The 13,590-nt window shown below is 72.3% G+C and carries 13 protein-coding genes; 9 read left to right on the forward strand and 4 right to left on the reverse strand.

The annotated features are described in order from the left end of the window. Nucleotides 1-80 precede the first annotated feature (80 nt). A complete protein-coding gene (locus tag ACZ5VD_RS35790) occupies nt 81-1,283 on the reverse strand; it encodes a sensor histidine kinase (RefSeq protein WP_468553056.1) in 1,203 nt (400 codons plus the stop codon). Nucleotides 1,284-1,401: 118 nt separating this feature from the next. Here ACZ5VD_RS35790 and ACZ5VD_RS35795 point away from each other — a divergent pair, with 118 nt between their 5' ends. Further along, nucleotides 1,402-2,433, forward strand: a complete 1,032-nt coding sequence (locus ACZ5VD_RS35795) for an SAM-dependent methyltransferase (protein WP_468684687.1) — start codon at nt 1,402-1,404, stop codon at nt 2,431-2,433. Here the strand turns inward: ACZ5VD_RS35795 and ACZ5VD_RS35800 are convergent. Then, complete coding sequence (locus ACZ5VD_RS35800) at nt 2,398-3,549, reverse strand: NADH-quinone oxidoreductase subunit D (RefSeq protein WP_468553054.1); 1,152 nt, start codon at nt 3,547-3,549, stop codon at nt 2,398-2,400. The genes ACZ5VD_RS35795 and ACZ5VD_RS35800 overlap by 36 nt on opposite strands. A gap of 31 nt (nt 3,550-3,580) precedes the next feature. On the opposite strand from ACZ5VD_RS35800, the gene ACZ5VD_RS35805 reads away from it, so the two are divergent. Both ACZ5VD_RS35805 and ACZ5VD_RS35810 read left to right on the forward strand, forming a co-directional pair. After that, the gene (locus ACZ5VD_RS35805) at nt 3,581-4,084 is read left to right on the forward strand and encodes a PH domain-containing protein (RefSeq protein WP_468684689.1); all 504 of its coding nucleotides are present in this window, start codon (nt 3,581-3,583) and stop codon (nt 4,082-4,084) included. Further along, nucleotides 4,081-5,418 carry a PH domain-containing protein gene (locus ACZ5VD_RS35810; protein WP_468553052.1) on the forward strand — a complete coding sequence of 446 codons (1,338 nt, stop codon included), beginning with the start codon at nt 4,081-4,083 and terminating at the stop codon, nt 5,416-5,418. The genes ACZ5VD_RS35805 and ACZ5VD_RS35810 overlap by 4 nt, the downstream gene beginning before the upstream one ends. Nucleotides 5,419-5,436: 18 nt before the next feature. On the opposite strand, the gene ACZ5VD_RS35815 is transcribed toward ACZ5VD_RS35810, so the two are convergent. Together ACZ5VD_RS35815 and ACZ5VD_RS35820 are read right to left on the reverse strand one after the other, a co-directional pair. Beyond that, nucleotides 5,437-6,783: a hypothetical protein gene (locus ACZ5VD_RS35815; protein WP_468684690.1), complete on the reverse strand. Its 1,347-nt coding sequence runs from the start codon at nt 6,781-6,783 to the stop codon at nt 5,437-5,439. Nucleotides 6,784-6,990: 207 nt separating this feature from the next. Beyond that, a complete protein-coding gene (locus ACZ5VD_RS35820; protein WP_468684691.1) occupies nt 6,991-8,118 on the reverse strand; it encodes an alpha/beta hydrolase in 1,128 nt (375 codons plus the stop codon). Between the two features lie 188 nt (nt 8,119-8,306). Between ACZ5VD_RS35820 and ACZ5VD_RS35825 the strand changes: the two genes are divergently transcribed. The 6 genes from ACZ5VD_RS35825 (at nt 8,307) to ACZ5VD_RS35850 (ending at nt 13,559) form a co-directional block, all read left to right on the forward strand. After that, nucleotides 8,307-10,118 carry a phosphatidylglycerol lysyltransferase domain-containing protein gene (locus ACZ5VD_RS35825; RefSeq protein ID WP_468684693.1) on the forward strand — a complete coding sequence of 604 codons (1,812 nt, stop codon included), beginning with the start codon at nt 8,307-8,309 and terminating at the stop codon, nt 10,116-10,118. 72 nt (nt 10,119-10,190) lie between these two features. Beyond that, nucleotides 10,191-11,153: a dihydropteroate synthase gene (gene folP / locus ACZ5VD_RS35830; protein ID WP_468684694.1), complete on the forward strand. Its 963-nt coding sequence runs from the start codon at nt 10,191-10,193 to the stop codon at nt 11,151-11,153. Then, nucleotides 11,150-11,653, forward strand: a complete 504-nt coding sequence (locus ACZ5VD_RS35835) for a nuclear transport factor 2 family protein (protein ID WP_468553047.1) — start codon at nt 11,150-11,152, stop codon at nt 11,651-11,653. The genes folP and ACZ5VD_RS35835 overlap by 4 nt, the downstream gene beginning before the upstream one ends. Before the next feature lie 316 nt (nt 11,654-11,969). Beyond that, the gene (gene folB / locus ACZ5VD_RS35840) at nt 11,970-12,329 is read left to right on the forward strand and encodes a dihydroneopterin aldolase (protein WP_468553046.1); all 360 of its coding nucleotides are present in this window, start codon (nt 11,970-11,972) and stop codon (nt 12,327-12,329) included. Further along, nucleotides 12,326-12,934: a 2-amino-4-hydroxy-6-hydroxymethyldihydropteridine diphosphokinase gene (gene folK / locus ACZ5VD_RS35845; protein ID WP_468553045.1), complete on the forward strand. Its 609-nt coding sequence runs from the start codon at nt 12,326-12,328 to the stop codon at nt 12,932-12,934. Before folB ends, folK begins: the two co-directional genes overlap by 4 nt. A 139-nt stretch (nt 12,935-13,073) precedes the next feature. Next, nucleotides 13,074-13,559, forward strand: coding sequence for a DUF3180 domain-containing protein (locus tag ACZ5VD_RS35850; protein WP_468553044.1), 486 nt, complete (start codon nt 13,074-13,076; stop codon nt 13,557-13,559). The last annotated feature ends 31 nt before the right edge of the window (nt 13,560-13,590 follow it).

Consider the following 13,590-nt stretch of genomic DNA (forward strand, 5'->3'; position numbering starts at 1 on the left):
TCCGGGGACGGGCCTGGCGTTTCGGCCGGATCGTGACGAGCGGGTTCGTGACAGGTGTCAACCCAGGACGTGGGTCGGCGTCAGTGCGCCGGTTTGAGCGGCAGCAGGGCGCTGATCCGGAATCCTCCGCCCGGGCGCGGTCCCGCGTCCAGGGTGCCGCCGACCATGCCGACCCGCTCGCGCATACCGATCAGGCCGTGGCCCGCGCCGTCGGCGCCGCCCTCCTCGTACAGCTCGTGCGGGGCGCCCTTGCCGTCGTCCTCGACGAGCAGGCCGAGCCCGTCGTCGAAGTAGACCAGGCGGACGCTGGCGCCCGTGTTCGGCCCGCCGTGCTTGCGGCTGTTGGTGAGCGCCTCCTGCACGATGCGGTACGCGGTGAGCTCGACGCCGCTCGGCAGGGGCCGCGGGGTGCCCTCGACCTTGAAGTCGACCGGCAGCCCGGAGCCCCGGCACTGCTCGACGAGGTCCTCGATCTGCTCGACGTCGGGCTGCGGGACGTACTCGCCGCCCTCCTGGTGCTCGCCGGTGCGCAGCACGCCCAGCAGGCGGCGCATCTCGGCGAGGGCCTGGCGGCCGGTGGAGGAGATCGTCTCCAGGGCCTTCTTGGCCTGGTCGGGGGCGGCGTCGAGGACGTAGGCGGCGCCGTCGGCCTGCACCACCATCACCGACACGTTGTGCGCGACCACGTCGTGCAGTTCGCGGGCGATCCGGGCGCGTTCGGCGGCGACCGCGACCTTCGCCTGGGCCTCGCGCTCCTTCTCCAGGCGCGCGGCGCGCTCCTCCAGCTGTGCGAAGTAGGCGCGGCGGGTGCGGATCGAGTCGCCGAGCACCCAGGCCAGCGCGAACGGCACCGTCATGAAGACGATCTGGGCGATGTTGCCCAGCTGGCCCGCGTCCTGGTTCGGCCACCGCAGTTGCGCCAGGGGGGCCGCGATCAGACCGGTGGCGAGCGCGAGCCGGGAGGCCCAGCGGGCGCCCGACACGGCCACGGTGTAGACGATCACCAGGAAGGCGAAGTTGGCGACCGACGTCTCCGCGTCCAGCACCAGCTGTGCCGCGCCGAGCCCGATGGCCAGCAGCAGCATCTTCTCCGGCATCCGCCTGCGCACCGCGATGACCAGGCACAACAGGAGGATGATGGGAATGACCACCGCGGGTGAGTCGGCGCCTTGCGCCTCCTGACGGGTGGATTCGCCCACCACGGAGATCCCGAACAGGAAGACGGCCCAGAAGCCGTCGACCCATGTCGGGTGCCTGCGGAGGAAGTCATAGAGGCGCTGCACGTAACCCAGCGTAGGGAAGCAAGATGTGTGCAGGGGTCAACCGGAGGACCGATCCCTGTCACGCGCGCATACTCCGCAAGGTGGAGGCTCTGTTCCCCTGTACGCCTAGCCTGACGGCGTGACGCAAGAGAAGACAGACGTCGAATGGCCCGGCTGGCGGGCGGCGACGCAGACCGCCCTGTACGGACCGGAGGGTTTCTATCGCAGGCCCGAGGGGCCTGGCGGGCACTTCCGTACGTCCGTGCACGCCTCGCCGCTGTTCGCCTGGGCCGTGGCCCGGCTGTTGTGCCGGGTCGACGAGGCGCTGGGACGGCCCCCGGCACTCGACTTCGTCGACATGGGCGCGGGACGGGGCGAGTTGGTGGCCGGCGTACTCGCCGTACTGCCCGAGGACGTGGCCTCCCGCGCGCGCGGGTACGCCGTCGAACTCGCCGGCCGTCCCGCGGATCTCGACGACCGGATCGAGTGGCTGGAGGCGCCCCCGCAGGGGATCACGGGGCTGCTGTTCGCCAACGAGTGGCTGGACAACGTGCCCGTGGACGTCGCCGAGGCGGACGCCGCGGGCGTACCGCGGCGGGTGCTCGTACGGCGGGACGGGCGCGAACTCCTCGGGGAGACGGTCACCGGAGCGGAGGCGCGGTGGCTCGCGCGCTGGTGGCCGCTGGCCGCCGAGCAGGGGCTGCGGGCGGAGATCGGGCTGCCCCGGGACGAGGCGTGGGCGGCGGCGGTCGCGACCGTCGACCGAGGGCTCGCGGTGGCGGTGGACTACGCGCACATCGCGGGCGCGCGCCCCCCGTTCGGGACGCTCACCGGTTTCCGGGAGGGGCACGGGACGGCACCCGTGCCGGACGGGTCCTGCGACATCACCGCGCATGTCGCCCTGGACGCGTGCGCGTTGCCCGGCGGGCAGATCCTGACCCAGCGCACGGCCCTGCGCGCCCTGGACCTCTCCGGCGCGCGCCCGCCGCTCACGCTCGCCTCCACCCACCCCGCGGCCTACGTCCGTGCCCTCGCGAACGCCGGACAGGCCGCCGAACTCATGGCCGCGGGCGGTCTCGGCGACTTCGGGTGGCTGCTCCAGCCGGTGGGCCTGGCGGGGACCTCCCTGGGCGGCCTACTTGTCGATGTCCCCGACCACGAAGAACAGTGACCCCAGGATCGCCACCATGTCCGCGACCAGCGTGCCCGGCAGCAGTACCGCCAGCGCCTGGATGTTGTTGTACGAGGCGGACCGCAGCTTCAGCCGGTACGGGGTCTTCTCGCCCTTGCTGACGAGGTAGTAGCCGTTGATGCCGAGCGGGTTCTCGGTCCACGCGTAGGTGTGCCCCTCGGGCGCCTTGAGGACCTTGGGGAGCCGCTGGTTGATCGGCCCGGGCGGCAGTGCGGCGAGCCGGTCCAGGCAGGCGTCCGCGAGGTCGAGGGCGTTGTGGGTCTGCTCCAGGAGGACCTCGAAGCGGGCGAGACAGTCGCCCTCCTGCCGGGTCACCACCTTCAGGGTGTCCTGGAGCTCGCCGTAGGCCAGGTACGGCTCGTCGCGGCGCAGGTCGAAGTCGACCCCCGAGGCGCGCGCGATCGGCCCGCTCACGCCGTACGCGTGCACGGCCTCCGGCGCGAGCGCGCCCACACCCCGCGTGCGCCCCCGGAAGATCTCGTTGCCGAGCACCAGGTCGTCGAACCGGTCCATCCGGGAGCGCACGGCGGCGACCGCGGCCCGCGCGCGGGTGGCCCAGCCGGCCGGCAGGTCCTCCTTGAGGCCGCCGACGCGGTTGAACATGTAGTGCATCCGCCCGCCGGAGACCTCCTCCATGACGTTCTGGAGCACCTCCCGCTCCCGGAACGCGTAGAAGACCGGTGTGATGCCGCCGAGTTCCAGGGGGTAGGACCCGAGGAACATCAGGTGGTTCAGTACCCGGTTCAGCTCCGCGAGCAGCGTGCGCGTCCACACCGCGCGCCGGGGGACCTCCATGCCGAGCATGCGCTCCACCCCGAGGACGACGCCCAGCTCGTTCGAGAAGGCCGACAGCCAGTCGTGGCGGTTGGCGAGCATGATGATCTGGCGGTAGTCGCGCGCCTCGAAGAGCTTCTCCGCGCCGCGGTGCATATAGCCGATCACCGGCTCCGCGCTGGTGATCCGCTCGCCGTCGAGGACGAGCTTCAGACGCAGCACTCCGTGGGTGGACGGATGCTGGGGCCCGATGTTGAGCACCATGTCGGTGCTCTCCGCGGCGCCGCCGATACCGACCATGGTCTCCGTCGTAGGAGTCATGGACACAGTCTCTCCTACGTACGCTGGCGGTATGGAGACGGGGAGCACGGCAGACACGGGGACCGCGGGGAACGAGCCGGTGTGGATCGGGCTGCCGTCGGGGCTGCTGCGGATGCGGCGGCTGTTGCTGGTGGTGTGGCTGGGGCTGCTGGCTCTGGGGCTCGGGCTGCTGCTCGGGCTGCTCTCCGGGCCGGCCTGGGCCGCGTTCGCCCTGCTGCCGCTGGCGTCGGCGGCCTGGGGCTGGGTGCTGCTGGGCCGCAACTGGGCCTCCTGGCGGTACGCCGAGCGCGCCGACGACCTGCTGATCAGCCGGGGTGTGCTGTGGCGGGAGGAGACCGTGGTGCCGTACGGGCGGATGCAGTTGGTCGAGGTCACCTCCGGGCCCGTCGAACGTCATTTCGGGCTGGCCAGCGTGCAGCTGCACACCGCGGCGGCGGCGACCGACGCGACCATCCCGGGCCTCGACCCGGACGAGGCGGAACGGCTGCGGGACCGGCTCACCGAGCTCGGCGAGGCCCGATCGGCGGGCCTGTGACCGCGCCGGGCGTCGACGACGCCGTACGCGAGAAGCCGCCCGTCGTCGAACGGCGGCTGCACCCGGTGACGCCGCTCAGGCGGGCGTGGGCGCCGATCGCCGTCATCATCGGGTGGGCGGTGCACGACCCCGACCAGGCGCAGCGCCAGCTGACCCGGCTCACCACCACCACACTGCTGATCGCGCTCGCCGTGGTCGTGCCGGCCGCCGCCCTGTACGGCTTTCTGACCTGGTGGTTCACGCACTTCGCGGTGACCGACGCCGAACTGCGCATCCGTACCGGCCTGTTGTTCCGGCGCACCGCCCACATCCGGCTCGAACGGATCCAGGCGGTCGACATCACCCAGCCGCTGCTCGCGCGGGTCGCCGGGGTCGCGAAGCTCAAACTCGACGTCGTGGGCGCCGACAAGAAGGACGAACTCGCCTTCCTCGGCGAGGGGGAGGCGCGTGCGCTGCGCGCGGAACTCCTCGCGCGCGCCGCCGGTTTCGCGCCCGAGACGGCGCACGAGGTCGGTGAGGCGCCCTCCCGCGAGCTGCTGCGGGTGCCGCCGGGCGTGCTCGCCGTCTCGCTGGTGCTGACCGGCGCGACCTGGGGCACGCTGGTGGCCGCGCTGGTCGTGCCGACGGTGCTGTGGCTGGCCACCCACAGCGTGTGGACGGTCCTCGCGACCGCGCTGCCGCTGCTGGGCGCGGCGGGCGCGAGCAGTGTGGGGCGGTTCGTCGGCGAGTACGACTGGACGGTGGGCGAGTCCCCGGACGGGCTGCGGATCGACCACGGGCTGCTGGACCGGACCCACGAGACGGTGCCGCCGGGGCGCGTGCAGACCGTACGGATCGTGGAACCGCTGCTGTGGCGGCGGCGCGGCTGGGTGCGGGTGGAGCTGGACGTGGCCGGGTCGTCCAACTCCGTGCTGGTGCCGGTCGCCCCGCGGGAGGTCGCCGAGTCGGTCGTCGCGCGCGTACTGCCCGGCGTGACCGTGCCGCCCCTGTCGGCACTGGACCGGTCGCCGCGGCGGGCCGCGCGGTGCATGCCGCTGTGGTGGCGGGGCTACGGACTCGTCGTCACCGACGCCGTGTTCGCGGCCCGGCACGGACTGCTGCGGCGGAGCCTCGCACTCGTCCCGCACGCGAAGGTGCAGAGCGTACGGCTCGCGCAGGGGCCCTGGAAGCGCGTCTGGCGCGTCGCCGACGTCCATGTGGACACGGGGGCCAACAAGACCGTCACAGCGCGGCTACGGGACGCGGAGGAGGCGGCCGAGCTGCTGCGCGGACAGGCGGAGCGGTCCCGGACGGGGCGCAAGGACGCGCGCCCCGACCGCTGGATGGTGTCCTGAGCCCCGGGCCCCGCGTCCTCAGGAGGCCGCGCTGCGCAGTCCCTCCACGTCGATCTGTTCCGTCTCGTCGTGGGCCGTCAGGTCGATGACCTGGCCGACGCCACGGGACTGCTCGTCCGCGGGCTTGAACTCCGCCTCGGACTCGGCCTTGTGGAGGGCGAGTGCCTCCTGGCCGACGACATCGGCGAGGTCCTCGTTCTGGACGGCCGCCAGCGCGGCCGGGGCCGCGCCCTTCTGCGTACCGAAGAAGTCGAAGCCGCCCTGCATCAGCGGACGCCGCGCGGGCGTCGTCGGTGCGACCGCCACCGCGGTCGGCGCGACGAAGTGTCCGGAGGGCCCGGAGGGCTGCCGGCCCGGCTGGGCGGCCTTGCCGGTGATGGCGGCGGCCGCGCGCTCATGCCCGTCGGCCGCCACGGGCTTCCCCCGCGCCTCGTCCTCCTGCGCGGCCTCCGTGTCACTGCCGACGGCCTTCGTCGCCGTCGCCTCGGCCGAACCGACCTTCACCGGCTCGCCGTTCACGGCGTCCCGCAGGCCCGCCTTCGTCACGTCCTTGGAGGCGTTCTTCGGCTCGCTCTTCGACTCCTCGGCCTTCGGCTCGCTCGTCGGCTCGGCCTTGACCGAACCGTCGGCGTCGTCGCCGAAGCGTGCCAGGGCGCCCTTCGCCCGCAGGAACAGCTTGGAACCCTCCGGGGAGAAGATCGGCGGAGCCTCGGACCGTTCGTCCGACTGCCCGCCCGCCGCCTCGCCGGCCTGGTCGTCCGCCGCCGCTACGGCGTCGTCGGTCTCCTCGATCCCCTCGACCTGATCGGTCTCACCGATCTCGTCGGTCTCCGGGTCGGCCGGGGCAGCCACAGCCCCCACCTCGTCCTCGGAGGCCGCCGGCGCCGGCAACAGTTCGCGAGCCGGGCCGGGGGTGCCTATCTCCAGCAGGCGGCGGCCCTCCAGGGCGCTCGCCCGCTCGGTCTCCGCCGTGGCGTACCGCCGCAGCAGCGCCGCGTGTTCGTTGCGCAGCCCCGCCAGTTCCGTGCGCTTGGCGCGCAGCCGCTGCTCCAGCTTGACGCGCAGCTCGCGCGACTCGTCGAGATCGGTCTCCAGTTCGGCGACCCGTTCCTCGTAGCGCCACTCGTCACTGGCCCGCGCGCGCGTGAGGTCGGCGACCTGTTTGCCCGCCTGCATGTCCCAGCGGCGCAGGACGGCCGCCCCGACCACCGCGATGGCCGCGGCGACCGCGGCTATGACGCGGAGCACGGCCGGCTGGGAGAACACCCAGGGCCCGAAGGCGCAGACGAGGGAGACGCCTGCGATCGCCGACGGGGGGAGCACCCTGTGCAAGGGCGGTGAATGACGGTGACGTCCACGTGGCATGGCCAGAAACTTACCGCGCGTAGGCGAATGATGGTGGCCCGGGTCATAAAAACGATGCCATCCCGAAGCCTTCACGAGTCATCAGGAATCAGATCCGTCACGGAATTCGGCAGGATTGGCAAGACGGGCCCGACGAGAACCCGGAGAACCACAAGATCATTTTCAGTGACCATCCAGTTCAGCGGCCATCTTCAGTGGTCGTCCCCTTCAGTGGTCGTCCAGTCGTCCGCTGATCCACTGCAGGGTCGCCGGAATCTCCCGTCGCCAGGTGTTGAAGTTGTGCCCGCCGCTATCGAGGATGATCGACGAGATCCGCGTCCGCCCGGTGTCCTTGACGCGCTCTATGAACTTCAGCGTGTCCTTGTAGTTCGCCTCCCCGACCTTGCTGCTGGTCACGAGCAGGGACGTGTCGGGCGCGGGTTCGTGGGCGAGGTACCACCAGAGGTTCGCGCGGTTGCGCCGCTCCTTGTCGCCGTGGAACAGGTCGCCCGTGGTGGGGTCCTTGGGCGCGTCGTAGTAGGCGGACAGCCCCGCCCCGGCGGCGTACACGTCGGGGTGGTGCAGGGCGAGCTTCAGCGCGCAGTAGCCGCCCGTGGAGTCGCCGATGATGCCCCAGCCGCCCGGCTTCTCCCCCACCCTGTAGTGGGCCAGTACGGCGTCGGGCAGATCCCTGGCGAAGAACGACTCGGTCTGCGGGCCGCCCGGGACGTCCACGCACTCCGTGTCCCGCGGCGGCGCGACCGTCGGCCGCAGCATCACCAGGATCATCGGCTGCATACGTCCGTTCTCCGCGAGCCGCCAGGCGGTGCGCGGGTAGTGGAGTTTGCTCACCAGCGCCTGAGCCGTTCCCGGATAACCGGTGAGGACGACGGCCGCGGGAAACTTCCGTGTGCGGTACTGCGGCTGGAAGTACTCCGGCGGCAGATACACATAGGCGGGCGTGGCGATTCGCGTCGTACGGCCCACAATGGCGATCTCCTGGATCTGTCCGCCGACCTGCGGCCTCAGACCACCCGTCTCTTTCACCCGCCGCGTGTCGACCACCCGGAGAGGGCCGCCGGGACCAAGACCCTCGGCGTGGTCGACGACGACACCCTGATCGGTCTCCTGGCCGAACAGGTCCGCCCAGGAGGCGTAGAAACCGAAGGCCTGGTTGGCGGCCAGACCGACCGACAGGAAGAGTGCCAACTGGGTGGCCAGCAGCAGGCCCACGCGCCCGCCGACGGCCCGCCAGTTCCGCCGCGCCAGCCGTGGCCACAGCCACACCGTGCCGCCGAACAGCAGCACGGCGAAGAGCACCGCCAGCAGCAGTGTCTTGTTGCTCGTGAGACCCATGGGTTCCTTCGCGAGGGCTTGTCCGGGACTTTCCCCGGGCTTTGAACCGGTTTTGAGAAGATGAGTGAACCTCTCCCCCTGAGACACCGTCCTAGAGGGCGCAATGTCGCCGGATGCCCGAATCGGGCCCGGATCCAAGGTCTCTCGCGGAACAACGGGATGCGATGTCTGTCAGGACAGATGAGGAAATGTCGGGCGAGGTTCCGACCCGATCACACCAGGTGCGGCGCGCCCTGAGTGGTCCGCGCCCCGAGGCCGTCCCGGCTCTCGTCGGCAGAGCGTGCGCGCTGGTGGGCCTCGTGGACATCGCCGCGGGCGTCTTCCCGCGCTTCCGGCACAGCCGTATGCACACCATGGCCGAGGTGCTGCCCGGCGCGTTCGGGCCGTTCGCCGCCGCCCTCTCGCTCAGCGCCGGCGTGCTGTTGCTACTGCTCGCCCACGGACTCAAGCGCCACAAGCGCCGGGCCTGGCGCGCGGCCGTGGTGCTGCTCCCGGCGGGCGCGGTGGCGCAGTTCACGTACCGGCACTCGCTCGTGGGCGTGCTCGTCTCGCTCGCGCTGCTCGCGCCCCTGCTGCGCCACCGCGACCAGTTCGCCGCCCTGCCCGACCCGCGCAGCCGCTGGCGGGCACTGGCCAACTTCGTCCTCATGGGCGCCGGTTCCCTCGCTCTCGGGCTGGTCATCGTCAGCGTCCACCCGAACCGCATGGTCGGCGACCCGAGCCTCGCCGACCGGATCTCCCACGTCCTGTACGGCCTGTTCGGCTTCGAGGGCCCCGTGGACTACCAGGGCACCACCTCCTGGACGGTCGCCTTCTCGCTGGGCGCCCTGGGCCTGCTCACCGCCATCACCACGATCTACCTGGCCTTCCGCCCCGAACACCCCGCCGCGCGCCTCACCACGCAGGACGAGACCCAACTGCGCGCCCTCCTGGACAAGCACGGCGGTCGCGACTCCCTCGGCCACTTCGCGCTCCGCCGCGACAAGGCCGTCGTCTTCTCACCGAGCGGCAAGGCGGCCGTGACGTACCGCGTCGTCTCCGGCGTGATGCTCGCCAGCGGCGACCCGATCGGTGACGTCGAGGCCTGGCCCGGCGCCATCGAGCGCTTCATGGACGAGGCCAGGGCCCACTCCTGGACCCCCGCCGTCATGGGCTGCTCCGAGACCGGCGGCGAGGTCTGGACCCGCGAGACCGGCCTCGACGCCCTGGAACTGGGCGACGAGGCGGTGGTGGACGTGGCGGATTTCTCCCTGGCCGGCCGTGCGATGCGCAATGTGCGCCAGATGGTCAAACGCATCGAGCGCGCCGGTTACGAGACCCGGGTCCGGCGCGTACGTGACGTCGGCGACGTCGAACTGGACCGCATCCGCCGTGCCGCCGAGGACTGGCGCGGCACCGACACCGAACGCGGCTTCTCCATGGCGCTGGGCCGCATCGGCGACCCGGCCGACGGCGACTGCCTCATCGCCACCGCCCACAAGGCCGACGAGAAGCCGGGGCAGTACGGCGACCTCAAGGCGATCCTCCACTTCGTGCCCTGGGGCACGGACGGCGCGTCCCTGGACCTGATGCGACGGGACCGCTCGGCCGACCCCGGCATGAACGAACTGCTGATCGTGGCCGCGCTCCAGGCGGCGCCGAGGCTGGGCATCGCGCGCGTCTCGCTGAACTTCGCGATGTTCCGCTCGGCTCTGGCCCGCGGCGAGAAGATCGGCGCCGGACCGGTGCTGCGCGCCTGGCGCGGACTGCTGGTCTTCCTCTCCCGCTGGTTCCAGATCGAGTCCCTGTACAAGTTCAACGCCAAGTTCCAGCCCCGCTGGGAGCCCCGCTTCGTCGTCTACCGCGCCTCCGGGGACCTGCCCCGCATCGGCTTCGCCGCCATGCAGGCGGAGGGTTTCGTCAACCTGGCCCTGCCGCTGCCGCGCTTCCTGCGCCGCCGCACGGTCGCCTCGCGCGCGTGCGCGCACTCGGTAGCGGAGCGGGACGTCCGGGCGGCCTGACCGGGACGGACGCCGGTCACCGGCGACCGGGCCCCGGGCCTCTCGCCCCCGCCCGGGGCCTACGCTGAACGTATGAGCAAGCAGAGCGGACGCGGGCGCGTCGCAGGCCTTCCTGACTGGGGCCGCTGCGCGGTCATGGGAGTCGTGAACGTCACCCCCGACTCCTTCTCCGACGGCGGACGCTTCTTCGACACGACGGCCGCCGTCAAGCATGGCCTGGACCTCGTCGGCGAGGGCGCCGACCTGGTCGACGTCGGCGGCGAGTCCACCCGCCCGGGCGCCACCCGGGTGGACGAGGCCGAGGAACTCAAGCGCGTCATCCCCGTCGTCCACGGCCTCGCCTCCGAGGGCGTCGCCGTCTCCGTCGACACCATGCGCGCCACGGTCGCCGAACGCGCCCTGGCCGCCGGTGCGGCGCTCGTCAACGACGTCAGCGGCGGCCTCGCCGACCCCGCGATGATCCCGGCGGTGGCCGCCGCCGGCGCCCCCTTCGTCGTCATGCACTGGCGCGGCTTCCTGGAGGGCGGCAACGTCCGGGGCACGTACGACGACGTCGTCGCCGAAGTCGTCGACGAACTGCACGCGCGCGTGGAGGCCGTTCTGGAAGGCGGCATCGCCCCCGACCGCGTGGTCATCGACCCCGGCCTCGGCTTCTCCAAGGACGCCGGCCACGACCTCGCACTCCTCGCCCGCCTCGACCGTCTCCTCGGCCTGGGCCATCCGCTGCTGGTCGCCGCCTCCCGCAAGCGCTTCCTCGGCCACGTCCTGGCCGGTCCGGAGGGCTCGCCCCCGCCCGCCCGCGAGCGCGACGCCGCCACGGCCGCCGTCTCCGCGCTCGCGGCGCACGCCGGCGCATGGGCGGTGCGCGTGCACGAGGTGCGTGCGACGGCGGACGCGGTACGGGTGGCACGCGCCGTGGAGAACGCGCGCGCCGCGGAGGACACCGGGTCCACGGCAGGCACCGGCTCTCCGGACGGCACCGGCTCCGCGAGGGGCGCGCGCGCCGCGGGCGACGGCCCGGAAGGAGACCGGTGACCGCCCCCCACACCGATGTCGAGGAGGTCGAACTCGCCAACACCGCCTTCTACGAGGCGATGGAGCGCGGCGACTTCGACACGGTGACCTCGCTCTGGCTCACCCCGGCCGACCTGGGCGTCGACGAGGAGTACCACGACCCGGCCGACGTCGGCGTGGTCTCCTGCGTGCACCCGGGCTGGCCCGTCCTGACCGGCCGCGGCGAGGTCCTCAGGTCGTACGCCCTGATCATGGCGAACACGGACTACATCCAGTTCTTCCTCACCGACGTGCATGTGTCCGTCACCGGCGACACCGCCCTGGTGACCTGCACGGAGAACATCCTCAGCGGCGGCCCCGCCCCCGAGGGCGACGAGGAGCTCGGACCGCTCGTCGGCCAGCTGGTCGTCGCCACGAACGTCTTCCGCCGCACCCCCGACGGCTGGAAACTCTGGTCCCACCACGCGTCCCCGGTGCTGGCCGAGAACGACGAGGAAGAAAGCGACGACACCTCCGACTGAACGGGTGGGCGCCAGGGAGGGACACGTGGCGCCCCGGGGGAACGGGCGGCGCCCGCATGCCTCCGCGCGCCCCGTGAACCGCCCGCACGGACCAAGAAGTGGTTGGAATCACGGACCCGGGGTAGGGGCGGCTACCAGCCCGTGAGCCGCCGGGTTCCCCAGGGGAAACGCAGGATGAACCCTCCTGGGCCCGGCTCGGGCCGCGCCCCCCGTGGCCCGGCCCTGTCAGTGCTCGCAGGTAGATTCGTTCGAGGCCGGTGTGCCGCCCGCACGCGGGACGAACCGGCCCTCACCGACGATTGCAGGAGTGATTCGCGTGGATCGTGTCGCGCTGCGCGGCCTCAAGGCCCGTGGGCACCACGGCGTGTTCCCCAAGGAGCGCGAGGAGGGCCAGACCTTCATCGTGGACCTCGTCCTCGGCCTGGACACCCGTCCGGCCGCGGCCGACGACGACCTCGCGAAGACCGTGCACTACGGCATCGTGGCGGAGGAGGTCGTGGCCGTCGTCCAGGGCGAGCCCGTCAACCTCATCGAGACGCTCGCCGAGCGCATCGCCCAGGCCTGTCTGAAGCACGAAGGGGTCCAGGAGGTCGAGGTCTGCGTCCACAAACCGGACGCGCCGATCACCGTCCCCTTCGACGACGTGACCGTCACCATCACCCGGAGCCGTGTATGACTGCCTCGTTCACCGGTCACAGCGACCCGACCGTACAGCCGGTACCGGCCTCCGTCGTCGAGCAGGTCGACGCCGCCGACACCACCCTCCACAACCCGAAACGAGCCGTGATCGCCCTCGGCTCCAACCTGGGCAACCGCCTGGAGACCCTCCAGGGGGCCATCGACGCCCTGGAGGACACCCCCGGCCTCCGCATCAAGGCCGTCTCCCCCGTGTACGAGACGGAGCCGTGGGGCGTCGAGCCGGGCAGCCAGCCGTCCTACTTCAACGCGGTCGTGGTGCTGAAGACGACGCTGCCCCCCTCCTCCCTCCTGGAGCGGGCGCACGCCGTCGAGGAGGCCTTCCACCGCGTCCGGGACGAGCGCTGGGGCGCCCGCACCCTCGACGTCGACATCGTGGCGTACGCCGATGTCGTCACCGACGACCCGCACCTCACCCTCCCCCACCCGCGCGCCCACGAACGCGCCTTCGTCCTCGCGCCCTGGCACGACGTGGAGCCCGAGGCCCAGCTGCCCGGCAGGGGCGCGGTCGCCGCGCTTCTCGACACCGTCACCCGCGACGGCGTGGAAGCCCGCAAGGACCTGGAACTCCGGCTGCCCGAGTAGCCGTTAAGGTCAAGACGACCCCGGGGCGGGGCGGACGGGCAGACCCGACCGGACCCCCCGGGTCGGCCGGGCGGACGGTCCGGCCGGCCGCGGTCACGACCACCGTCCGGGACCACGGCCGGGGAGTTGAAGGGACACCGTGAGAGAGCTGCGCATCAGGCTGCTGGTCGGCGTCTTCGCCGTCGCCGGGATCGTGTCCTGGGCGGGCGCCCGCCTCTGGAACTCGGTGGGGACCCTCCCCAGCGTCCCCCTGGCCGCCCCCATCGTCCTCGCGCTGATCGCCGCGGTGCTGCTGTCCACGGCGCTCTCCCTCCGCGCCCGCCTCAAGGCCCAGCGCGATCGCCGCCCCGAGGCCAAGGCGGTCGACCCGCTGATGGCGGCCCGCGCGGTCGTTTTCGGCCAGGCCAGCGCCCTGGTGGCCGCCCTGGTCTCCGGTATGTACGGCGGCACCGGAGTCTTCCTCCTGGAGTACCTCGACATCCCCGCCCGCCGCGACCAGGCCGTCTACGCCGGCTTCTCGGTCCTCGCGGGCGTCGCCGTCATAGTGGCCGCCATCTTCCTGGAGCGCGTCTGCAGGCTCCCGGAGGACGACGACCGCAACACGGGGGCGGCTTCGGCGGCCTGACCCGCCGAGCGGTCGGGAGCCCGACAGCAGC

This window comes from Streptomyces sp. NPDC032822 (assembly GCF_055578825.1).